Genomic DNA, 24,463 nt, shown 5'->3' on the forward strand with positions numbered 1-24,463 from the left:
ATCCTTTCTTTCGTTTCTAGCTCAATTTATTTGTTCTTAAGGTCATGACTATAACAATTGGGTTATAGGTAGAAGATGAGTTGTAGAATACTTATCGGTCTGAAATTATTTATATTTTCTGTGAATGGTATGGGTGTTTTTGGTTTCGTTAAATATGTGAGCGTATTTTTGCCGGATGCCGCTTAATATGGACGATACTGAACCGAATTTAGAGTATTTAAGGAATATTATGCCTCAGCATCAGCTTGATCGTATCGATAAAGAGATACTAAGAATTTTGCACCTGAAAGGGCGATTACCTGTCGTTGAGCTCGCAAAACAGGTCAATCTAACGACCTCTCCTTGTTCTGATAGATTAAAGCGACTTGAAAAAGAGGGTTACATAACCGGTTATCATGCTGAGCTTTGTTCTGAAAAGTTGGGGTTGGATGTGCAAGTATTTATTCATATTCGCCTTGACCAGACCAGTTTCTCCATCTTTGATAAATTTGCTCAAGCTGTTGATCTGATGCCAGAAGTTGAAGAGTGCTATTCGTTGTCTGGTGACTTTGACACCATGATTAAAGTACGAGTGAAAGACATGAAAGCATATCAGTCGTTTATGGCCTCGAAGCTCGGGACGTTACCCGGAGTGATTCAGACCCGCAGTGAAGTGGTGATCGAAGAGCATAAGAAAGGTTTTGGTGTGAACCCTGAGTTGTTATCAACACTGAAATAGGTATTTATACCAATCGTAGTAAATAACTGGTCATTCTAGCTTGTATAAAACCTCGATAACTTCGTTAGAATTTTTGATTGTCGAATGACTACTTATCAGAAAATTCTGTCTTGTTCTCAAGTTTTTCTCTGTGCCATTCCTGATCACTGACCAAATGTGATTGGTATTACGAGTTGTTGGGTGTCGAATTGGATAAAAAATGGAAGCGAACACGCTTCCATTTTTTATGGGTTTAGGGGAATAGCGATAAATCAATTATAGTGTGATCGCTGCGGAAATTAAGCCTATGACACCGCCAAACACGCCCCCCCAAACAACGAGCCAACCAAGGTGTTTCTTGATCATCGTCTGGACCATTTCTTTGACTAGTTTTGGCGTCAATTCATTCAAGCGTTGATCGATGATTGCCTCGATATTTTCTTTGATTTCATCCATCATCGCCGTTGACTCTAGCTCTTCTTTGATGGCTGTTTTTACTGTGTCGCTGCGGCTAATCTCCACCACCGATTCTTGCATTTTTTCTACGAAAGGCGCTTTCATGGGTTCTAGAGCTTCTGTGCCGCCGAACATGGCCAACATACCACCAAATTGTGAGTTCTCGATAACATGAACCAGTGAATCGAATGCAGGGTTGAAATCGATTTTCTTGATAATGGGCTCTAGGTTAAGCGATTTTCCACTCATCTCGTTGTTCAGAAAGCGATCAATGTTACTTTCAGTAAAAAACTGGTCCATCATCAGTTGTTTAATGGCGGCTTTAAATTCCTCAAATCGTGCTGGAATAACGCCAGACCCGTATAGGCCCGGTACTTTTTCGAACAGCATATGAATCGCCAGCCAATTGGTGATGGCTCCAGAGAATGCGAATAGGCCGGCATAAAGTAAAGGTTGATTTGCCATTGCATAGCCACCAGCAAGCAGTGCCAATGCAATCACGTTAGTTAAGATACTTTTGTTCATGGTAGGTCTCTAGAAAGAATACTGGGCGCATTCTAAGAAAAAAATGCCAAGAAAAAAACAAAAGGATCGATGAAGTTATGTCGCAGGTAGAAAGGACATGAATATGCAGGTATAAAAAAGGCTAGCCTCCCCCCGAAGTCTAGCCTTATTCCAGAACGCGCAAGCGAGGCGTCTTTGATGCTAACGATATTATATCGTTTCGACATAACATTCTGCTAAGTGTAATTTGGCATTAATCAACAAATTGGTGTGAATTACGCCGCACTTTTAACGTTGCACTAAAATTAAGCACTCGTGATCGGGTCAAGATCATCAGCAATGAAGCCACCTGTTTGATGGCTCCACAGTTGTGCGTAGATGCCGTTCTGGTTAATGAGTTCTTGATGTGTACCTTCTTCGACGATATTACCAGCATCAAGCACGATCAAACGGTCCATGGCTGCGATCGTCGATAGACGGTGTGCAATTGCGATAACCGTTTTGCCCTCCATTAGCTCAATCAAGCTCTCTTGAATCGCCGCCTCGACTTCAGAATCGAGTGCCGAAGTCGCTTCATCAAGAACCAGTAGTGGTGCATTTTTTAGAAGCACACGTGAAATAGCCACACGTTGACGTTGACCACCAGAAAGTTTAACGCCTCGCTCGCCGACTTGTGCATCGTAGCCAATGTTGCCAAACGGGTCGGTGAGCGTTTCGATGAACTCGTGCGCGTGCGCTTGTTTAGTGGCAGCGTATACCTCTTCATCTGATGCTTCTGGTCGACCGTAAAGAATGTTCTCTTTGATCGAACGGTGCAGCAGTGAAGTATCTTGAGTCACCATGCCGATGTTACTGCGCAGTGAGTCTTGGGTAACGCTCGAGATCTCTTGGTCATCGATCAGGATGCGGCCACTTTCTACATCGTGAAAGCGTAGCAGCAAGTTAACCAATGTCGATTTACCGGCACCGGAACGGCCGACCAAGCCCACTTTTTCCCCTGGCTTTATGTTGAGATTAAGGTTGTTAATTACCCCCTTATTCTCACCGTAGTTAAAGCTTACGTTGTCGAAGGTGATACCACCTTGAGGAACCTTCAGTGGCTCAGCGTCTTTCTTGTCTTCGATTGCGATAGGCTTAGATAGGGTTTTAATGCCATCAATCACCGTACCTAGATTCTCAAACAGACCGCCAATCTCCCACATGATCCATTTAGACATGCCATTAATACGTAAGGCTAGGCTGACGGCAATTGCAATTGCACCCACGGTGATCGCGTTATCTAACCATAGGTAGATAGAGATACCGGCAATACTAAATACCAATAGATAGTTAGCGAATTCCACGCAGATGTTGAAGCCAGTCACTAAGCGCATTTGGCGGTGCACCGTATCCAAGAAGCCTTTCATGCCTTCTTCGGCGTATTCTGTTTCTCTCTTACTGTGTGAGAACAATTTCACTGTCGCAATGTTGGTGTAGCTATCAACAATACGTCCGGTCATCAGTGAACGAGCATCTGCTTGTTCTGAGGAGACATCTTTTAGTTTTGGTACAAAGAACAGTTGAATACCGACGTAAATAAACAGCCAAATTAACATTGGGGCCATTAAGCGCCAATCCGATTCAGCAAGCATGAGCAGCATCGCTGTAAAGTAAACCGTCACGTAAACGAACACATCGACCATTTTGGTTACAGTTTCACGCACTGCGAGTGAGGTCTGCATGACTTTAGTCGCAACTCGACCTGCGAAGTCATCTTGATAGAAGGACAAACTTTGCTTTAAAAGATAGCGGTGGGCCAACCAACGAATCGACATTGGGTAGTTGCCGAGCAAAGTTTGGTGAAGTAATAGTGAGTAGACACTGATTAAGATTGGCATCACGACCAATAATAGGACACCTAGCCCGATAAGTGTTGACTGGTTGTCCGCTAAGAAAGTTTCAGGGTTACTGGTTGATAGCCAGTCGACCAGTTGTCCCATATAACCAAATAGCGCCACTTCGATGATCGCGATGGTCATACTCATTAACCCGAGTACGATTAAAGGTTTTTCAAAGCCTCGGGTGTAATGGCGACAAAACGCCAGTATTCCTGTAGGAGGTTGTATTGGCTCCTCCTTTGGAAAGGCCTTAGTAAAACCTTCAAATTTCTTGTACATAGTTTTCCCTTTATAAGCTAATGCATCTATGAGTGATGGCATCGTCGGTGCGGCTTTGCTTTTATCGTCTTGATTTGAAATTGTCTAAGAATTAATTCGTTGGTAGAACCATCACACCATTCGATAAATTAATGTTTGTTTTGGTCAAGTTGAGAACGAAATGCGCAAAGCGTGTCTTTCATTACGCTCATTTTGAATTGAATTAGACTGGAAAAATGAGGCTTATTTCAAACGTAATTGATGATGATGCAACGATGATAATCCTAACGTTAAATGGATGGAATTGTAACCCACATTGACGAGTCATCAGAGAGTGAAACGAGGATATTTATTCAATAAGCGCTTTAATGAACATGCAAACTGTTGGTTTTTTCTGGTGTGTTGTTATCTGGCAGTAAAAATCATGGATTAAGCCGTATTTCGCAGTAATTCCTTAGGATAAATATTCGAATCATTATTGTTTTCAGTGAATCTTTTTGTAACAAGTTGTTTACAATTCTGACCATACCTAAAGGATAGGGACGGTTGAGATGTTAAACCTACACAAAAGATCACTTCATATTACTAATGTTCAAAACGCCAATTGCGTTGTTATGGTGCCGCCCAAAGAGTTCCGTTTTAATGAAGAAACGGCGGGCGATAACGAGTTTCAGCACAGAGCTAATCTGACTGAAGTCGAGATCAAACGAAAAACGATGGCCGAGTTTAAGACGATGGTGGCTTCGTTGCGCAAAGAAGGTGTACAAGTTGTAGAGTTTGATTACCCAAAACTGGGGGTTGAAACTCCTGATGCGGTATTCCCTAATAATTGGTTCACTACTTGCAATGATGGAAGCTTATTCACTTTCCCCATGGCTTGTGAAAACCGTCAGAGTGAAGTTAAGCCGAACGCGTTTATTGAAGCGTTAGAAGCTGCAGGTCGCATTGTTAACCATAGTGAATCTCTAGAATCTTATATCGCACAAGGTTCTTATCTGGAGAGCACGGGTGTGATGGTTATCGATCATATTAATAAGACTATCTATGCCGCACTTTCTCAACGTTGTGACCGTGAAGTATTGGAAGACTATGCGAAGCGTATTGGCTATTCACGTGTGGTTTCGTTTCAAACAGCACTGCCATCTGGTCAGCCGATTTACCACACCAATGTGATGATGGCGATTGGTGATAATTTCTGCGTGATCTGTGATCAAGTCATTCCAGAATTTGAGCGTCGTTTTGTGGTGAAGTCGCTTGCTAAAGACAAACAGGTTATCTCTATCACCATTGAGCAAATGAACCGATTCTGTGGCAACATCCTTCAATTGGAAACGGTGAATGGTGATAAGGTGATCGCAATGTCTCAATCGGCTTATGATGCGTTTTCCCCAGCTCAGCGAGTTCAGCTTTCGACACATGGAAAGCTACTGCCATTTAGTGTGAAAACGATTGAAGATATTGGTGGAGGCTCAGTACGATGCATGTTAGGTGAAGTGTTCTTACCAACACGAGTGAATGACTTATAACAACCGGTTACCTTTCAATCATCGGTTTTAAAATACCACTCGAAGCGCAGAGTGGTATTTTTATCTCTAGACGTAAGAAAATAGATTCGGAAAAATTTATTCAGCGGATTTAAAGGTTCTGTGCTTGATAAACTGAGCTGAGAGTGACACCACTTCTTTAGAGTACACCAGTGCGGTGTGATTGAGCTTGAGCGCGCATGTGTCTGTTGCACCTCGCAGGTTTGCATCTTCGAGTGTGACCGTACCATCACCAGGGGTTCGGCCCAATACAATACGTCCGACACCGGCGTCGTTGGTGCCAGTAATGACGCCAATCGGCACATCAATATCGTAGTCACCCAAGCCATCGCTTAAGATCATTTTGCTCGAACCAAATATGAATCCAAGACCATGATTCGATAGTGTTTTAGCGATGGTTGCCCCATTGTGTGGCGTGCCAGCGGTAATAATGCAGGTGTCGGCAAAGTCGGGTTGGTAGAATTTAAAGTAGTGACGAATCAGCAAACCACCGAGTGAGTGGCCAAAAAAATAGACTTCATCGTATTCATCAAAACGCGCATTAATGAAGCGATTGAGGCGTTTGGCGGCAGAAGGGAAACGCAGTGAGTTGTAGGCAAATTTGTGCGTTGTAAAACCACGTTTTTTGAAATTCCTATCCAGATACTGCATGATCAGCGCAGGCATATATAGACCATGAATCAAAACTATATGTTTGTTTTTGTTGCTCATTTTTGTCCTCCGCTTGATGGTGTTCCCAGTATATTGAGTCGTAAATCTAAACTCAATAGAACTTGCTGCTATTGGGACACGACAGGCTGAGGCTCGCTGTGCTTAGTCTACCCATCTAACGTAACTGCTGAAAAGAAGGGCAGGGAGTAAGAGGCCATTTAGAGTTCAACTTAATGAGAGGAGTTGCTCAGTCACTATTGTCTTGTTAAGTAACTCTTGTATTGTATTGTCTTGTCAAGAGTATGGGCTCTCTTTTTATTTTCGCGGATTCACATCACCCATTGAGCCATGGTTATCAAAGACCATTAAGTTTTGTGTTAACGATGGATAAAAAAAGAAAAGACCGAAGTCTTTTCTTTTAGGAGGGGGGAGAGGCTTAAACCCGTCAAGCCGTGTCGATTGACACTATTGTCGCTATAGGCATTAGCACAAGACTCATCGACATGCAGCAAAGATATCTTGGTTCTCTCGGTACTCTTTGGTTTGCACGTCCATCAAGCCGAGTAAAGAGTCGAACAGATTGTCATGGGAAAAGCTCTGTTCTTTACCTGCCTTTCTTAAGCAGGTCTGGTTTATTCCTTTCTGCTCGGCGAAACCATCAGACATCCACATGATCATAGGCACATGGGTTTGCTCTTTCGGTGCGAATGAATAAGGCATGCCATGAAGATAAACCCCGTTCTCCCCTAAAGATTCACCATGATCGGAAATGTACATCAGCGCAACGTTGTACTTATCGGTGAGTTTCTCTAGCTTCTGAATAGCCTGTGAGATAAAGAAATCCGTATACAAGATGGTGTTGTCGTAGGTGTTAATCAATTCTTCATTGGTGCAGTTTTCGATATCGGCACGTGGACAGTCTGGAGTAAACTTCTTATGTTCTTCTGGGTAACGTTTAAAGTAAGTCGGGCCGTGAGATCCGGAAATGTGATAGAAAATGATGTTATCTTGCTTAAGATTTTGCGTATCTTGTTCGAAGCTCTCTAGCATCGCAGTATCGTAACATTTATCTTTATTGCACAACGGGTCACCATCTTTAGGGGCAAGGGTCAGTTTTTTAATTTTGTGTGCAACACCTTTATCCCCACCATCGTGATCTCGCCAGATCGAGTGAATGCCCGCACGGTTCATAATGTCGACCACGTTATCCTGATTGTAAGCTTTGTCGTGATCATAGTTGCTGCGGTTCATATTCGAAAACATACACGGTACAGAAACCGCAGTAGCTGTTCCACATGACTGAATATCAGAGAAAAAGATCGGGTTGTAAGGCTTGGTATGAGCATTAGTTTCTTTCTCATAACCATAATATTGATAGTTGTATACGCGCGCGGTTTCACCGAGAACAAACACCAGTAATGTCGGCTTTTCTGCTTGTTTTACTTCCGGTTTTAACTGAGCATCTAAGCCGATTTCTTGATACGGAATCGGTTCTTTTATGTACGTATTGTTGATGTACTTGACGGTTGATGCTACGTATTCAGTTGGAATGATCATTTTCTTAAGGTGGGAGTTATTACGGCCAATTGATGCGTAATCCTTGTAAAACAACGCAGCAATAAGGGCAATGACGATTAATGAGCTTAACAACCCAACGGCTTTCCAAATAGCAAAGTTTTTCCAAGATTTTCTTTCAAGGTTGGTAAATAAAAGCATAAGTGATGGGAGGCAACCCATCAGCAGGAACCATAACACTGAATATGTGCTTAAGTAGCTAGTCGCTTCACCACTGTTGGTTTCAAAAATATTCTCTATCATTCCATAGTCAACAAAAATGCCATAGTTGAACATGCTATAGCTGACTAAAGAGGAGGTCAGCAATAAGAAGATGAAAAAGACCTTATTAAATATCGGCCAGTTAAATATTTGAAATATAAAGTTGAATGCAGCAAGAAAGAAAAAAGGAATTGAAATTATGAATCCAATACTCTCGGCTTCTGAAGCTCTGATAATGTTGAATAATTCGCGTGAAATAGGCAGGTTTATGACAAGCACATAATAGATAGCCAACACGAAAGGGAGTTTATTGATGGATAGGTTTAAGCGGTGGAGATTCATTTTTTGTATTCCTACGTCTATTTGTGCTCTTTCTGTCTCTTAGAAAAGTTGAATTTTACTCTTCATTACTGAGTAGAGTCTCGGAATAGTAAAAAGTTCTATTACGAGTTTTCAAGACAGTTTAATTCATATCGTTATTAGATTCTGATTATTTTTGACTGTGATGGGATAAGTTGAGTAAGAAGTGAATGCTTAAGCTCGATATGGGGGAAAGTGATTGCAAATCCACTTTACTTTATTGCCGTACCTCAGGCGATGCAGCAAAGTGAATTTGAGTTACTGACTCTGTGGCTCAGAGGTGCATCTTAGAAATTGTACGAACCACCGAAGCTAACACTGTTAAACGCTAAAGTTCGGTTTTCAATTTGACTCGCATTTACATCATTCTCCACAATGACCGCGTCAGCTTGCGAAATTAGGCGCAATGTTAGGTGTTCAATTGGCGAGAATTCAACACCGACACCAAAGTGGAAACCCACCTCGTTGTCGTCATCATAGTTTGCCGCGTTATTCGCATGAAGGTCAATGGTGCTTAAGCCTGCCAATGCGAATGGACGAATAGTATTATCGAACGTATAGCCAATGTTCGCTAATGCAGAAATAGAGGTTGGTGAAAGCTGTTCTGCGCCATTTTTATAATCTGCATAATTAGTGTAGCCAAGCTCAACACCAATGATACGGTTGAATTGGTAACCACCATATAGACTGTAGCCGGTACCTTCTGAATCTAGGCTAGGAGCGCCGTCAGTATCTGAATCTTGGTAGGCACTCACTACACCACCGATGTATGCCCCGCCGTTGGTACCTGCTGCTAAAGCTGGGAGTGAAATTAAACCGACGATACCCAATGTTAATGCTGATTTTACCATGTTTGTCATCTTTTTTACTCGTTCTGAAATGTGAGTCACGGTACCCATAATGATGAATGAATAAAACCCTTAGAAACGGAACCTATCTTTTCATTCATCATCCAAATACCTATCACTTTAAGTTTTTAATGATTGAGTTCGTTTATAGTCCCGACCACTGTTGGGGATTATTCCAGAATCTTTTCCCATTACTGTATGGCTTTGTCAGCGTCATCGTTACATAGCGTAAACAGCATGAGTAGCTGTTAAATCGCGGGTTAGCTCAAGCTTCGATTATGTTGGTTTTATCGCGTTTACATGGGGATCAGTTTGATCCGTATCTAGTCACCAAGAGGCTGCCTGTCGCCTCCACCTCGGTAAGAGTCTAGTGCGACCTTCAAGCGACGCAGTTTGTCGCGAGAGCGATTTTTGTGATTGACTGCGATTCCCATAGAGAGCACATCTACTAACGCCAACATGGCGTAGCGAGACGCCGATGGCTTGTAGATGAAATCGGTTTCCATATGCTTGATTGGCAATAAAATATCGGCAATGTTCGCGAGCGGTGTGTCTTGCGGGGTAATTGCGATGATCTTAAGACCGTATTGCTTGGCTAGCTCGGCGGTGTCCGTGATCACCGGTGTAAAACCGGTCGCAGAGATCATCACCATCACATCATTGGCATCGGCTGTAGCCGCAACCATGCGTGACATTAAACCATCGTTGTAAGAGACTACTGGGTAGCCCAATCGAAATAGGCGATGTTGCAGCTCTTGAGAGGCGATGGTCGAGCCACCGCCCATGCCGATAGCGATGATCTGTCTGGCGTTATGCAGCCAACTCACTGCGGTTTCAACGTCTTGCTCTTTGAACAGGGTGCGGTTGGTGTCTAGGCTCTGCTTAATCGACTCGTAGATCCCCTGGTAGCCGGTTTGATCAACCGGTTCGAGGATAAAACGTTGGCCAACGGTCAGCGTTTGAGCCAACTTAATTTTCATATCACGTACGTTGTTGCAGCCAATCGCCTTCGCAAAGCGCGTAATGGTGGCTTCACTCACTTGAGCGTTTTCAGCAAGCTCTGTGATGCTGGCATTGGCAGCAAAATCAATGTCATCCACGATAAGCTTGGCGACTTTTTTCTCTGCATCACGAAGAGCCGGAAAGCGTTCCGTTATCTGTGAAATGATATCTACTTCTAAACTCAAGAATCTTGATCCTCTGTTGATGGGGCTAATCGTTGTGATTTAGTTATACAGAACCTAGCTATATAGAACCAAGTCATTTAGTTCTAAGCCTTAGCCCCATTAGTATATCTTATTGTTTCATCGATCTCTTTATCGCTCATGTGTGGATATTACTCATAAGCTTTAAACTCTCGGCAAAAGTCCACTTAGAAACAGGTTTCCACCCAGTTTGTTACCTGATGCTCGTCATCGCTGATGGCAATGTAGCGCCACTTATCAAAAGTTAAACACGGGTGTGAGGTTGAAAACGCAATCATGTCGCCCACTTCAATCTCAGCTGAACCATCTGTTTCAACAAAGGTGTGTTGATCCATTACCGCGGTAGCCGTTAGCCCTTTCACTGAGATAGCTTCGCCATTGCGATAGCCACGTTCAGCAATCGGTAAGCCCGCATCAAAGGCCACATCACGCTTGCCTAACCCAACCACTAGCTTGGTCGGCTCCGGGCGAGAGATAACATACGCCCACACCTCAAGCGCCGATTCTAAATCCCCCCCCATTTCACATGCGTAACCTTGGTTTACTTGGGCGCGTTGCAACACCTTGCTTTGGGCGTCTAGGTAAATACCGGTATCGTGAATGGCATAACAGCCCGGGCGGATGATCGCCAAGTAATCCGTTAGGTTCGCTAAACATTCTGCAACCACGTCATACCAAGCAGAGCCGGCACCCGTGATGATAGGTTGCCCTGTAATTAGGCCATCTGATGCGAGGCTTTCGACCGAAGTGAGCGCCTGCTTCAAGAAGGTGCGAATGTCTTGTTCTGCGTTGTCACCGTGAATCACACCTTCATACACCTCAATACCCGCGAGCGAAAGGGCAGGTGTGTCTTGGATGGTTTGAGCCAGTTCTAGAACTTCTTGAGGTGAACGACAACCACAGCGACCGCCCGGCACACCAAATTCGATCAGTACTTTTAGCGTCTGCTTTGTATTAGCGAAATATTGGCTAAGTTGCTGCACGTTTACCGATGAATCCACACAACAGTAAAAGTCGACATCAAATTCACTGATCAGCTGTTCAACGATCGCCATGTTGGTTTTACCCACCAATTGGTTGGCCATGATGATTCGTTTTGCACCCGCCATAGCGGCAACTTCTGCCTGTGCAGGCGTCGCTACGGTAATCCCCCAAGCGCCATTGTCTAGCTGTTGGCGGAAAAAAGCAGGGGTCATGGATGTTTTACCATGCGGCGACAATTTAACCTGATGGTGATCGGCGAATGATTGCATCCAATTTAGGTTATTGGTCAAGGCTGATTGTTTGATAATTGCTACCGGAAGCGAAATATCGTCATCAACCAGTCGGTAAATACCGTTCTCAGATTGTGATACTGCTCTCCCTTTTTGGCCTTTTTCAGTCAAGACGAAACTATCTTTTTGATACTTTATAACATCTTTTTGTGCAGGGTTATGTTTCATTGCTGATTCCTAACATGATTTAAGTTGTTGTTATTTAATGTTTAAATATATCTGTAATCTAATTTTTGGTAGAAACTATCATACAAATTAAAATATTATGTGTGTTTTGTCACTGAAAATAATCGGCTGGATTCTTAATATAGCTCCATCAACACAGTGGATTGAGAGAGTGAAAAATGTTGTTCGATACGATAATCAAAAATGTAGAGGTGTTTGATGGCACCGGCGAACAATCGTTTTGTGCCGATGTAGCAATCCTTGATGGAAAAATCGCCGAAATTGGTCAAATCGATCACGAAGATTGTGGCCAGTTGGTTGAGGGAGCAGGCTTAGCATTAGCTCCTGGATTTATCGATGTACATACACACGACGATACCAACGTAATTCGTTACCCAGACTGCCTACCGAAGATCAGCCAAGGTGTGACAACCGTGATTGTTGGCAACTGCGGTATCAGCGCATCGCCAACGGTTTTGGCTGGTGATCCACCTGACCCAATGAATCTTTTAGGCGCGCAGGCTGATTTTAAATACCCCACTTTTGCGGCGTATGCACAAGCGGTAGAGCAAGCACAACCTGCAGTAAACGTAGCAGCGCTGGTTGGCCACACCACACTGCGTAATCAAGTGATGGACGATCTGCAACGCACCGCAAGCGAAGATGAAATTGCTGCAATGCAAACCAACCTTGATTTAGCGATGGCGCAAGGTGCATTAGGTTTGAGTTCGGGTCTGGCTTACGCAAGTGCGAAACAAGCGAATACCAACGAAGTGATGCAGTTAGCAAAAGTACTGTCTAGCCACGGTGGCATTTATACCACGCATATGCGTACCGAATTTGAAGAGATCTTAAGCGCGATGGAAGAAGCGTTTGAGACAGGACAATACGCGAAAGTGCCAGTTGTTATCTCTCACCTTAAATGTGCAGGTGCGGGCAACTGGGGCAGAACCGTTGAAGTGCTTGATTTGATGGACAAGGTTTCTGAGCACCAAGATGTGTCTTGTGACTGCTACCCATATTCTGCGAGCTCTTCAACACTGGATTTGAAACAGGTGACGGACGATTTCGATATCTTCATCACTTGGTCTGAAGCAAAGCCAGAACACGCAGGCAAAACGCTTAAGCAGATTGCTGATGAGATGAACCTACCTCTGATGGACGCAGCAAAAGCACTTCAACCAGCGGGTGCGGTGTATCACTGCATGGATGAGAACGATGTGAAGCGCGTTTTGAAATACAAGTTAACCATGGTCGGTTCTGACGGTTTGCCAAATGACCCGCATCCACACCCAAGATTGTGGGGCACCTTCCCGAAAGTATTGGGTCACTACTGCCGAGATGAAAAACTGTTCTCGTTGCCAGAAGCGATTCACAAAATGACTGGAATGTCGGCAGAGCGTTACAACTTAGTGGGCCGAGGCGAAGTTCGCTGCGGTGCATTTGCCGATTTAGTTTTATTTGATCCAAAGAATATTAAAGACACAGCAACATTTGAAAATCCTATTTCAGTTGCAGAGGGAATAGAAAGCGTATTTGTAAATGGTGAGTTAACTTACCAGCAAGGAAAAGTGAAAAATAATCGTTCAGGAATTTTTATTTACCGAAACTAGATTTTAATTATCAAATTAAATTCACGATAAATATAAAGCGACGAATTAATTTAAAAATATTGGAATAGAAACTATTTTATCTATAAAGCCAATGTTATCTATAAACCCAATAGTATCTATAAATAAGTGGAGTTAAAAAATGACTATTAAACGTTACGGTGTTGAAGGCGGTACAGGTACAGGCGGACAACATTTACCATTTGCACGCGCAACTGAAGCGGGTGGTTTCCTGTACGTTTCTGGCCAGACACCGATGACAGATGGTGAAGTGGTTGAGGGGGGCATTGTTGACCAGTCTCGCCTAGCGATCCAAAACTGTGTCGATATCATGACTGAAGCGGGCTACGGCCTAGAAGACGTAATGCACGTAAAGGTTGTGCTAACGGATTCTCGTTACTTCCAATCTTTTAACAAGGTATTCAAAGAGTTCTTCGGTGCTAACCCACCGGCACGTATCTGCATGGTCTGTGACCTAGTGGTAGACGTGAAAGTTGAAGTCGATGTGACTTGCTACCGCGCTGATCGCGTTTAGTTATAACCTAATCACAATAATCTACTTAGAGAGTATTAGGGATTAATTATCCTTGTTATTATTCCTTAATACTCTCACCCTACATTTATAAAAATTACTTTAATTAAAATATACCTAATAAATAAAGTAATTATATGAAATATAAAATGAATGAATCATAAATAACAGTTCAGGAATGAACTTAATATTTCACTGAGAGGTGTCAAATGAACAGCACACTTTTTCTTACAGGCTTCGGCGTGTACGTATGTTTTTTAATTTGGTTAGGCTGGTTTGTCTCGCGTAATCAAAAATCGGGTGAAGATTTCTTATTAGGTGGTCGTGGCCTACCATTATTTTTAGTTCTGGGTACAACGGTCGCGACGATGGTTGGCACGGGCTCAAGTATGGGGGCGGTTGGTTTCGGCTACGCGAATGGCTGGGCTGGTGCTTTGTACGGAATTGGCGGTGCTGTCGGCATCTTATTACTAGCCCTTTGGTTTGCCCCGGTTCGTAAACTAAACTTCATGACCATGAGTGAAGAGTTAGCTTACTATGTTGGCGCTAACCGAATCGTAAAAAATGTGGTTGGTCTGCTTATCTTTATCGCGTCAATCGGTTGGTTGGGTGCGCACATTCTCGGTGGCGGCATGTACCTGGCGTGGATTGCAGACATCGACCTTAATCTTGCGAAAATTATTATTGCTGCGGCATTCACTATCTACGTTGTGATCGGTGGTTACACCGCGGTGGTATGGACCGATACGATTCAAGCGGTCATTTTGTTTGTCGGTTTTATCCTGATGGCGGTCATGTCTGTGGATTATATTGGTGGTCTGGATAACCTTTACGCTGCAATGGACCCTGCTGCTACCAGCTTTTTAGCCATCGATAAATTGGGTATTCTGCCTGCTGTTTCTCTGTCTGTGGTTATCGGTGTCGGTGTATTGGCGACACCTTCATTCCGTCAACGTATCTACTCAGGTAAAGATGTTTCAACCATCCGTCGTTCATTTGTCGGGTCAGGTGTGTTGTATCTTTTCTTCTCAATCATCCCAGCAATCATAGGTATGGCAGCGCACGCCATCGATCCATCACTGGAAAACCCGAACTACTCGTTTCCTTATGTAGCGGCAACGGTGCTCCCGGTTGGTGTTGGTATGATTGTTCTTATCGCAGGCCTTTCTGCAACCATGTCGAGTGCAAGCTCTGATGCGATTGCGGGGGTGTCTATCCTGCTGCGTGATGTTTATGTCATGTTCACCGGTCGAGTACCGAATAAAGAGTCAATGGTGAACTACTCTCGTCTGGCATTGATTGTGGTGATTGGTTTTGCACTGCTGTTCGCTCTGACGTCCAACGATATCATCGGCTACATCACTAAGATGATTTCCACGGTCATGTCGGGCATGTTTGTGTGCGGTATGTTGGGTAAATTTTGGAAACGCTATAACTGGCAAGGTGCGTTAGCAACACTGGCTGGAGCATCTGTGGCTTCTCTGGTGATTATGTTAAACGCTGATTATACGGTTTTCTGGGGTAACCCTGTGATTCCTTCTTGTTTGGTGGCTTTAGTGGCTGGTGTGATCGTGAGCTTATGTACACCGGCTAACCAAGTCACACCGGAAATGGCAAAAGCAATTCTTGATGACGAGCGTGCTCTGATGGAAATGGAACTGTCTGACACTGGCGTACTTGAGGAAGAAGCTGCGCCTCAACGTCCTGTCAATCAAGCAAGTTAATGTCAACACGGAGGTGAGCCGGTGGGTGGTTGCACTACAGTTTTGCTCATCGGTTTCATTCGCTTAGGCCCTGCTCAGTGGTAGGGCCTAAGAATAATAGGATGGGATTGTGGTCTTGGTCCATGAAGGGGTCGAGCTTGTGAGCAAGCGATTTTCTGGCTCTGTTTTGTGAATCGCCTCCGATAAATAAAATAGACCAATACTTATATAGGAAAATGCACAATGAAAAAAACTATATTATCCCTATTGATTTCAGGTTTAGTTGTGTCCCCAATGGTTTTAGCAATGGCTCCGAATACCGATTTAAATTTAATGCCGTATCCCCAAACTGTCGAGCTGCAAGCTGGGCAGGTTAAGGTCGACGGTCATTTTAAGGTTTACATCAAAGGCTTTAACTCTGATCGCGTTGAGTTCACGGCAAAACGCTTTATTGATCGCCTTCAGCGTCAGACGGGTGTGCCGATTTTAAATTGGCAAGTCGATAGCGCGGATGAAGCTAACTTGATCATTGATATCGACGCGGCGCCAAAGTCTGAAGTACAGAACATCGACTCTGTAGAGTCCTACAAAATTACCACTCAGGGTGAACAAATTACGCTGAGCGCACCAAGCCCATACGGCGCTATTCACGGCATAGAAACCCTTTTACAGCTCGTTGAAACGACGGCGACTGGCTACCATATTCCTGCCGTAACCATTGTCGATGAGCCTCGTTTTCGCTGGCGTGGTGTTTCTTACGATACTTCACGTCACTTCATTAAATTTGATGTGTTGATTCGTCAGTTAGATGCGATGGCGTCGGCGAAGATGAACGTGTTCCATTGGCACTTCTGGGACGATCAAGGCATTCGCATTCAAACTGAATCATGGCCACGTTTGTGGTCTGAAACCGCCGATGGTAACTATTACACTAAAGACCAAGTACGCTATTTAGTGGAATATGCGCGCAATCTCGGTATTCGTGTGATACCAGAGGTCTCTTTGCCGGGTCATTCCTCTGCTGTTGCTCATGCTTATCCACGTTTGATGTCTGGTGCTGAGGGCCAAAGTTATGACCAAGAGCGTGGTTGGGGGGTGTTTGAACCATTAATGGATCCACTGAACCCAGAGCTCTATGAAATGCTGGGTGATGTGTTTGATGAACTGACTGAGTTGTTCCCGGATGAGTACTTTCACATTGGTGGCGATGAGCCGAATTATTCGCAGTGGAAAAACAGCGAAAGGCATCAGCGGTTCATTGAAGAAAATAACATTGATGGCGAGCGTGGTTTACAGTCCTACCTCAATGTGAAAGTTGAGAAGATGCTCGAAGCGCGCGGAAAGAAAATGACGGGTTGGGATGAGATTTGGCATAAAGATTTGCCAACATCGATCGTAATTCAAAGTTGGCAAGGGCATGACAGTATCGGCCGTGCGGCGAAAGAGGGCTATCCAGGGATTTTGTCTACAGGTTACTACCTAGACCAACCTCAGCCGACGAGCTATCACTATCGCAATGATCCGATGCCAAGCGGTATTACGGTCGACGATAAGCTGCACAATGGTGAGAAATTTGTGACTTACCAATGGCAAATGCCTCGTTCTAAAGGCAGTCCGCGTAAGGGAACACTTACTATCATTGAGGCAAAAGATGGCACTTTTCGCGCGTTCAGTGATTACAATGGCAAGTCTCGCGAAGAGATTTACATTCTTGATTATGTGCCGGGTAAAACCTTTATTGGTCACTTCGATAACTTCATGTCGTACACCGAGTTCAACCTAAACCTGAATCCTAAGGGTTTTGCTGAAGGCAGTTACCAATTGATCGGTAATGTGCGTTGGCCAACCACAGGAGAAGTGATTGCGAGCAGTGATATCAAAGGCGGTGTCATTCCAGAGCCGAATGGCGGTTACCCTGCTGAACTGACCGATAAAGAAAAAGAGCTGATTTTAGGTGGCGAGATCACCATGTGGCTTGAAAATAAAGACAGTCACACCGTTGAAAACTACCTATGGCCACGCAGCTACGCGATTGCAGAGCGCTTCTGGTCTGATGCGCAATTGACTGACGAGCGTAGCATGTATAAGCGTATGAAGGTGATGGACACCTGGTCTGAAGTGTCGGTTGGGCTGCGCCATCATGCGGACGCCGATATGCTATTAAAACGCATTGCGAAAGGGCAAGATATTCATAACCTGCGTGTGCTCGCGAAATACACTGAGCCTGCACAGTATTATGCGCGCAACTGGGAGAAGTGGAACTCGACCGATCCTAAAGGGACTTTATATAGCCAATACGAGCGCTTAAATCGCTTCGTTGATGCCTTGCCTGTTGAAAGCTATGCCGTTTATGAGATGCAAGATTTGGTGAATGAATTCGCGACCGGTAACCAACAAGCGCTTAATAAACTGACTCAGCATTATCAACAAGTAAAATCGGCCGCCCTTGAAGCTAAAACCGTTTTCGCTGGCAATGTGTCTTCAGTTGATACCGTGGTTGTTGCACAAAAAACCATTGAAGTCGCAGATTTGGCGTTAACCTTGATTGCTAAAGCACAAGCGGGAGAAAAAGTTCGAGCATCAGAGGTGAATGCCTACCAAGCGATGCTGTCTGACTCCGCAAAGATCTACGACGAGTCGATCATCGCGATTGTTCGCCCTACAGAATTGTTGCTGAAGCGGCTTGGTGTTGAATAAGGGAACTGTTGAGTGTATGAAAGCTAGCTAGATAATAAGTTACGCGCCAACAATAAATGAAAACCGCCAGATATCGGCGGTTTTTAGTCTCTGGTATCCGTTCATATTTTAAAGAAAGTATAGGTTGTTTCGAACTATCCAAATGATACAGAGCAAGTGTGAAAGTCATAATCTTAAGCTGGGTTGCTGCAATCTGCCTGTATGCCTTGGTTTATCATGGATACAGATGGGCGTTGGGGGCTAATTACTGTTTTTTACCGCCAACTTGAACATAGTCGATACCGATAATACGGTTCATGATTCCCATTACAGAGCTCGTATCAGAGTTTGTTGAGTGAATTGTATCAACGGTCGCCCCTTCTGGCACTAATGCCATTACACGATCTTGGGTGTTCCCCGGAACTTGAAAACCGACAATGTTGAAACTCTCAGCGTGCGCTGTGTAAACGTCTTCGTTGTGGCTAATGCCTGAACAACCTGCAAGTGAGATAACGCCTAAAACACATAATAACTTTTTCATAAAAATACCTTAAGAATGATGAGAGTGTCGATATCAAGCGAATGGCGGAAATGGCTAACAAAGTGAGAGTTAACGAATCATCCGCCGAGCATTCATAACAAGCCATAAACGACAGTGCCATGTTTATCTAGACTCTAAAAGTAGATTGGGAGACAGCATCTCCCGACCGATGTTGAACATTATTCCAGAGGTGTTTTGTGGTTACTGTATGGGTTTGTCAGCTGAATCTTTACATAGTGGAAAGGTCATCGTGAATACGGCCCCTTTGAGTGTGTGGCTTTGTCCAACCTCTACCGTTGCGCCGTGTTGTGCGCAGATTTTGTCTACGATCGAAAGGCCCAAACCATGACCACTTTTGGCCTTATTACGCGCTTTGTCACCAACATAAAAGGGGTCGAACAGGCGAGCTTGGTGTTCTTGTGCCACGCCATCACCATCATCGTGCACCGCTATATATATCTGATCACGATGCAAGGTTGCTACAATCGACACCTGTGAACGAGCGAATTTCATCGCGTTACGTACTAGGTTATTTAAGGCGCGGTTAAGCAGCGTTTCATCAGCCGATATTAAAATTGCGCGAGGTGGTTCTGGTAGTGATAGCTCTATGTTGAGCTCTGTGTCTTTGTTCCAGCGTGCCATCGAGTGCTCAAGAAAGTCTCTTACCTCTAAGGGCTGCTGTCGGTTTGCGAGGTCAATGCTATCAAGTTTGGCGTAACACAACAGTTCGTCGACCATCTTTTCCATCTCTTCCGTATCTTCCACAATACTTTCAACGGTGTCTTGTTGCGACTCATTAAGCGGTGTGTCTTTGAGCATTTCAGCTTGCCATTGGATGCGAAATATAGGGGTACGTAATTCATGAGCGACCGCATTGGTGAGTGAGCGATTGCTCTCAACTAAGTGATGAATTCTGTCGGCCATCAGGTTGAAGGATTTGTTGAGAGACCCGATAGCACTGCCGCCTGATGTCTCAGCTCTCGAAGAGAGGACCCCTTCAGCGAAGCGCAGTGTGACAGTTTCGAGCTTTTTAACTCGACGAAAAATAATCACGAGATGGCCCACGCCGTAAATAATAAAACTGGCTAAGAAGAATGCCCAGATAAGGTCATCTTCAAGCTCTATCTTCTGTCGAACCAGTGTTTCGTCATTGGGGAGGTAGTGATAGGTGTTATTGCTGTTAGATAAGCGAAACCAGAGGTTTCGATTTTCATCATGAAAGATAAAGCGAGTCGGATTACTGCTGAAGAATTCAGAAACTGGAGTCGGTATTTTATCATTCGGGCTGAAAGTCTCCAATGTATTAAGAGTCGTGTCAACGAACTGAGCCATTGCTTGATGAGCTGCTTCAAGCCCTTGATTTTTAGAGATGTTCTCTATGAGTTGTTGATGAGCCGTCGCTTCGTAATCTTGCAACACATATTCATAGTCCGTATTGAGTTGATAAACAGTAATCTGGTAGGCTGCAAGTCCAGTAATAAAGCATAGTAATAAGCCTAGTAGGGACTCTAAATAGATACGTCGCATAATCACTCTCTTTCATTACGCTCGTATTGAGCGAGGTTAATGCCATGCGGTTGAAACAAATAAGTAACCTTTGCTACGAATCGTCTGAATTTTCTCTGCCGGCGTACTATCATCGCCAAGTATTTTCCTTAGGCGTACGACTTTATTGTCTATTGTTCGGTCGATACCGTCATACTCAATACCACGCAGTGTTTGAGTCAAATAGTCACGTGATAACGGAGTGTCTGGGTTACTTGCTAATAGCCAAAGCAGGTCAAATTCACTGTCAGTCAGTGATAAAATGGCGCCTGAAAGCTCACATTTCTTGTAGGTGTTTCTCAAAACCAGTTTGCCAAAATGAAGGGTATCTGAGTCGTCGACTGAAGTCGTTTCAGTGTCTTGGCGGCGTAATAGCGAGCGAACTCTGGCCAGCAGAACTCTTGGCTTGATTGGTTTGGTAACATAGTCATCAGCGCCTGTCTCTAAACCTGCGACATGGTCAAAATCATCATCGCTGGCGGTGAGCATCAAGATTTTACCTTTGAAGTGGGTACGCGTCTGTCGGCAAATTGTCAGCCCATCAGTGACAGGGAGCATTAAATCCAGCAGTACGATATCGGGCTGTTCCGCGAGAATAGTTTGAGTGGCATTACTGCCATCATCTAGTGCCAAAACATCAAAATTTTGGATGACAAAGTAATCTTGCAACATTTTCTGAAGCTTTCGGTCGTCTTCAACGATGATCATTTTAGGTTTTGTCATTCCATTATCAGCCTTATCGTGCGTTTCACTTATTGAGATTACGTGAGGGAGCACTATTGAGTGGTTAGCTATTATGACATATCCCATTTGCATGCTTCACGTAAATGATTAAATACTTTCTACGCCAGTTCAATGATGATTTTACATGAATGGGAGAATAAAAAAACAACGTTCAGAAAGCCCGTACATACTATTACATTTTCACGACAGATGGATTAAATGCTTATTGATAAAATACATCTATCACATATTTGGAGAATAATTGTATGATCAACTATCGAAATGTTTTTCTTGCGTTTCCTTTGGTTCTTTTAGCGGGCTGTAATTCAAATTCAAGCTCAGGTAACCCTGCCACTAAAGCGCAAGCCAAACCTAAGGCCGATTACGAATTTTCATCAGCTAAACTTGAAAAGTTGTATCAAGAGCGAAAAGAGATCCAATAAGAAGCAATGGAACTGACTTATGATGGTGTTCAGTATCAAAAAGTTCAGTTTGCTGAAGATATTAGTGAACAACAAAAAGTAATTAGGCTTGTAGAAAGCCACGGGCAAAGTGTTGATCTGTACCTCCCTGATGCTGGTGTTGATGATTGTGCGATTTACAGCGAGGGGCATTTTTTTGACTCATTTGATTGTGGTGAGGCTCAACGTTCTGTTGGAAATGATACAACATTAATCCAAACCACAACGGGTGATAGAAAGCTTCCAGTGAAGCTTGAATATAACAACGAAATGGTGCAATACGTTACTAACTTAGGTTCAACCATTCTGAGCAAAACTAAAAATGGGAACAAGGTAACCATCACCACTTCATTTGCTTTCAACGCATTTTATCGAGATGTACTTAGAGATACAGGGTCTGTTGAGCGCATTAACTCGACCCTTGGAGCGACGACATACTTTCAACTGTTTGATATCGTAAAGCAATACCCAGGCAGTGAAATGACATTACAGTTTACCAACCACATCGGTGGCAGTGCCGATGATGATATCAATATGTACACTGGGCTGATGATTAAGGACAACAATATGAAGACGATCGTTACGCCAACGGGTTCAGTGTTCTCTGGCGGTACGGATCTTTTTGCTGCAGGTAATCCACGTATCTTACAGCGCTCCAACACCGAACAAGCAATCGAATTAAACAAACAAGTCGGTGTGCACAGTTGGGGGCAGGGTGATAAGACCGCAAAAGATTTCCCATATACTGAGGAGAGTCACCGTAAGCAAGCGACTTACTACCAGAAGGTGATGGGCGATACCGGGATTGATTTTTATATCTTTACTTTAGACTCAGCGCCATCTCATGGTGCGCATTGGATGACCAAGGACGATTCCGATAAATATGGCTTCATTACACGTATTGAGTAGCTTAGGTTCAGGTTAATAGTTGACATGATATGGGTAGGTTGGTGATGACTTTGTTGTAGCCAACCTTTTTTCATTCCGTGATTTGATGCAGACAGTCCCAACCCTCGTGTATCTGATTCTAACTCGAGTCATATTCGGATTTGCTATTGTTCCTGGCGTAATCTCGACCATTATTTACCGACAACATCTCGCTTTTTCTTACCTTATTCGCTACTTTAAGACTGAATATCGCTACTCATTGTACAAAAGTGTTGCCATGCGCAAATTCAGAAGCATATAAAAGATTGAGAATAGTATGAACATCAGTACAATGCGGAAAAATCAATGAAGTAATTTCTCAATTTACAGTGTAATTCGAGTACACCTGATGTAAATAATCAGGACATTTCATCGCTTCGACGCTGTAAAGCCATTCACCATATATTAGTACAAAGGTCTGTATCTTGGACAAACATGACGAAATCCTGGTCGCTATTCGCCAAATTATTCGCGCTATCGATTTACACTCGAAAAAGTTGAGTAAAGAGTATGGTTTGACTGGCCCTCAATTAATTTTAATGAGAGCAATCCAAGAGATGGGTAATGTGACGATCAAAGAGTTGTCTAATCAAACTAATGTAAGCCAAGCGACCACGACGACCATCATCGATCGTCTAGAGTTAAATGGCTATGTACAACGAGTACGCAGTGAGTCAGATCGACGTAAAGTACATGCAAATTTGACTGAAAAAGGCCAAGAGTTGTTGAGTCATGCGCCACCACCGTTGCAAGATAACTTCGTGAAAAAATTTCAAAACCTTGAGCCGTGGGAGCAAAGCCTACTGCTCTCTTCAATGCAACGTGTGTCATCAATGATGAATGCGGAAGACATTGATGCCGCGCCAGTTCTTCAGCTTGAAGGGATTGCCAACGTTGCTAAGAACTAACGTTTAACTGGTTCAGTTAGACAATGGTGAATGAACATTAAATGGTCGCATTGAGCGGCCATTTTTGATCTCAATGACAGATAATCCTAGTTCATGCCCTCATGTATTGTATACCCTCTCAAGCTTTCACTAAGAAGCATAACTTTTTTCAAGATAAGCGCATGCTATAAAACGAAAATAACAACCTTAAAATGCTTGTTTGGTGCCTTAAAATAGCTAAATCGAGGTGATTTAAGTTGCTGTTTTTGTTGGTTTTTAATTTAGTGTTTTCTTGAGATCGTAATGATAGTCTTAGCTTAATTTCTTTAGGGGGCTAAATGGACACTAATAACAGCACTTATCATCACCACAGTTTTGCTCAGCAAGACTTATCAGAGCTTACATTTACAGCCTGTACGTTTATCCGTTGTGATTTCAGACGTTCGAACTTGCGTGATGCAACGTTTATTAACTGTAAGTTTATTGAACAAGGCGACATTGAGGGGTGCCACTTTGATGTTGCCGACTTACGAGATGCAAGCTTTCAGAATTGCCAGTTGGCGATGGCGAATTTCAGTAATGCGAACTGCTATGGTATTGAGCTACGTGAATGCGACTTGAAAGGGGCGAACTTTACTCGTGCTAACTTTGCTAATCAGGTAAGTAATCGAATGTATTTTTGCTCAGCGTATATTACGGGCTGTAACCTGTCTTACGCCAACTTGGAGCAAGCTTGTTTAGAGAAGTGCGAGTTGTTTGAGAACCGTTGGATAGGTACTTACCTTGGCGGCGCGTCACTGAAAGAGTCTGATCTCAGCCGGGGTGTGTTCTCAGAAGACGTATGGGGGCAATTCAGCATGCAAGGTGCTAATTTATGTCATGCTGAATTAGAGGGGTTAGATCCTCGTAAGGTCGATACATCTGGAATTAAAATTGTCGCTTGGCAGCAAGAGCAACTGCTTGAAACGATGGGAATCGTCGTGATGCCGGAGTAACTTGTTCGTTTTCTGATTGATTACATAACGTTAATAACCAAAACAAAGCCCAAAGCCAACAACTTTGGGCTTTTGCATATCGGATCTCTGACGCTGAACGGAGTTATCTGATAAGCAGCATGATACTAAAGATGTTTGGTATGCGAGATGACTTGTAACTGAGTTACATTTTTAGATGGGTTGAGTTTCATACGGGATCTTGGTCACTGATTTGAGAGTGATTTATAATTAATTTGATGATTTTAAAC

The 24,463-nt window shown here is 43.6% G+C and carries 18 protein-coding genes and 2 pseudogenes; 10 read left to right on the forward strand and 10 right to left on the reverse strand.

Annotated features, from left to right (window positions below):
* Positions 1-229 precede the first annotated feature (229 nt).
* Positions 230-718 carry an Lrp/AsnC family transcriptional regulator gene (locus L4B77_RS11510; protein WP_261840503.1) on the forward strand — a complete coding sequence of 163 codons (489 nt, stop codon included), beginning with the start codon at positions 230-232 and terminating at the stop codon, positions 716-718.
* A 255-nt stretch (positions 719-973) separates the two neighbouring features.
* Here the strand turns inward: L4B77_RS11510 and L4B77_RS11515 are convergent, their stop codons facing one another.
* Both L4B77_RS11515 and L4B77_RS11520 read right to left on the reverse strand, forming a co-directional pair.
* A complete protein-coding gene (locus tag L4B77_RS11515) occupies positions 974-1,678 on the reverse strand; it encodes a DUF445 family protein (RefSeq protein WP_261840504.1) in 705 nt (234 codons plus the stop codon).
* A 284-nt stretch (positions 1,679-1,962) separates the two neighbouring features.
* Complete coding sequence (locus L4B77_RS11520) at positions 1,963-3,813, reverse strand: ABC transporter ATP-binding protein (RefSeq protein WP_261840505.1); 1,851 nt, start codon at positions 3,811-3,813, stop codon at positions 1,963-1,965.
* A gap of 530 nt (positions 3,814-4,343) precedes the next feature.
* Here L4B77_RS11520 and L4B77_RS11525 point away from each other — a divergent pair.
* Positions 4,344-5,318, forward strand: coding sequence for an arginine deiminase-related protein (locus tag L4B77_RS11525; RefSeq protein WP_429750556.1), 975 nt, complete (start codon positions 4,344-4,346; stop codon positions 5,316-5,318).
* A 96-nt stretch (positions 5,319-5,414) separates the two neighbouring features.
* Here the strand turns inward: L4B77_RS11525 and L4B77_RS11530 are convergent, their stop codons facing one another.
* The 5 genes from L4B77_RS11530 to L4B77_RS11550 form a co-directional block, all read right to left on the reverse strand.
* Positions 5,415-6,047 carry an esterase/lipase family protein gene (locus L4B77_RS11530; protein ID WP_261840507.1) on the reverse strand — a complete coding sequence of 211 codons (633 nt, stop codon included), beginning with the start codon at positions 6,045-6,047 and terminating at the stop codon, positions 5,415-5,417.
* A gap of 435 nt (positions 6,048-6,482) precedes the next feature.
* On the reverse strand, positions 6,483-8,105 hold the full coding sequence (locus L4B77_RS11535; RefSeq protein WP_429750559.1) for a phosphoethanolamine transferase: 1,623 nt from the start codon (positions 8,103-8,105) through the stop codon (positions 6,483-6,485).
* A gap of 305 nt (positions 8,106-8,410) precedes the next feature.
* A complete protein-coding gene (locus L4B77_RS11540; RefSeq protein ID WP_429750561.1) occupies positions 8,411-8,983 on the reverse strand; it encodes a porin family protein in 573 nt (190 codons plus the stop codon).
* Between the two features lie 311 nt (positions 8,984-9,294).
* Positions 9,295-10,158: a MurR/RpiR family transcriptional regulator gene (locus L4B77_RS11545; RefSeq protein ID WP_261840510.1), complete on the reverse strand. Its 864-nt coding sequence runs from the start codon at positions 10,156-10,158 to the stop codon at positions 9,295-9,297.
* Positions 10,159-10,343: 185 nt separating this feature from the next.
* Complete coding sequence (locus L4B77_RS11550; RefSeq protein WP_261840511.1) at positions 10,344-11,618, reverse strand: amino acid deaminase; 1,275 nt, start codon at positions 11,616-11,618, stop codon at positions 10,344-10,346.
* Positions 11,619-11,794: 176 nt separating this feature from the next.
* Here L4B77_RS11550 and L4B77_RS11555 point away from each other — a divergent pair, with 176 nt between their 5' ends.
* The 4 genes from L4B77_RS11555 (at position 11,795) to L4B77_RS11570 (ending at position 18,157) form a co-directional block, all read left to right on the forward strand.
* Positions 11,795-13,228, forward strand: coding sequence for an N-acyl-D-amino-acid deacylase family protein (locus L4B77_RS11555; protein WP_261840512.1), 1,434 nt, complete (start codon positions 11,795-11,797; stop codon positions 13,226-13,228).
* Positions 13,229-13,367: 139 nt separating this feature from the next.
* Positions 13,368-13,760, forward strand: a complete 393-nt coding sequence (locus L4B77_RS11560; RefSeq protein ID WP_017065166.1) for a RidA family protein — start codon at positions 13,368-13,370, stop codon at positions 13,758-13,760.
* 206 nt (positions 13,761-13,966) lie between these two features.
* Entirely contained in the window at positions 13,967-15,481 is a 1,515-nt protein-coding gene (locus L4B77_RS11565; RefSeq protein ID WP_429750569.1) for a sodium:solute symporter family protein, read from the forward strand.
* A gap of 222 nt (positions 15,482-15,703) precedes the next feature.
* On the forward strand, positions 15,704-18,157 hold the full coding sequence (locus tag L4B77_RS11570) for a family 20 glycosylhydrolase (RefSeq protein ID WP_429750571.1): 2,454 nt from the start codon (positions 15,704-15,706) through the stop codon (positions 18,155-18,157).
* A gap of 244 nt (positions 18,158-18,401) precedes the next feature.
* Here L4B77_RS11570 and L4B77_RS11575 read toward each other — a convergent pair whose 3' ends face one another.
* The 3 genes from L4B77_RS11575 to L4B77_RS11585 form a co-directional block, all read right to left on the reverse strand.
* Positions 18,402-18,677 carry a hypothetical protein gene (locus L4B77_RS11575; RefSeq protein ID WP_261840515.1) on the reverse strand — a complete coding sequence of 92 codons (276 nt, stop codon included), beginning with the start codon at positions 18,675-18,677 and terminating at the stop codon, positions 18,402-18,404.
* A gap of 201 nt (positions 18,678-18,878) precedes the next feature.
* A complete protein-coding gene (locus L4B77_RS11580; protein ID WP_429750574.1) occupies positions 18,879-20,204 on the reverse strand; it encodes a sensor histidine kinase in 1,326 nt (441 codons plus the stop codon).
* 36 nt (positions 20,205-20,240) lie between these two features.
* A complete protein-coding gene (locus L4B77_RS11585) occupies positions 20,241-20,945 on the reverse strand; it encodes a response regulator (protein WP_429750576.1) in 705 nt (234 codons plus the stop codon).
* Positions 20,946-21,211: 266 nt separating this feature from the next.
* Here L4B77_RS11585 and L4B77_RS11590 point away from each other — a divergent pair.
* From L4B77_RS11590 to L4B77_RS11605, 4 genes and pseudogenes are all read left to right on the forward strand, one after another.
* Positions 21,212-22,315 (forward strand): annotated as a pseudogene (locus tag L4B77_RS11590) (alpha/beta hydrolase).
* Between the two features lie 79 nt (positions 22,316-22,394).
* Positions 22,395-22,493 (forward strand): annotated as a pseudogene (locus L4B77_RS11595) (choline ABC transporter permease subunit); the annotation flags it as partial.
* A gap of 265 nt (positions 22,494-22,758) precedes the next feature.
* The gene (locus tag L4B77_RS11600; protein ID WP_261840518.1) at positions 22,759-23,241 is read left to right on the forward strand and encodes a MarR family winged helix-turn-helix transcriptional regulator; all 483 of its coding nucleotides are present in this window, start codon (positions 22,759-22,761) and stop codon (positions 23,239-23,241) included.
* 317 nt (positions 23,242-23,558) lie between these two features.
* Positions 23,559-24,215 (forward strand): QnrS family quinolone resistance pentapeptide repeat protein, encoded by a 657-nt coding sequence (locus tag L4B77_RS11605; protein ID WP_429750578.1) that lies wholly within the window; start codon positions 23,559-23,561, stop codon positions 24,213-24,215.
* Positions 24,216-24,463 lie beyond the last annotated feature (248 nt).

The sequence above is a fragment of the Vibrio minamisatsumaniensis genome (assembly GCF_050337445.1).
Lineage (GTDB): Bacteria > Pseudomonadota > Gammaproteobacteria > Enterobacterales > Vibrionaceae > Vibrio > Vibrio artabrorum.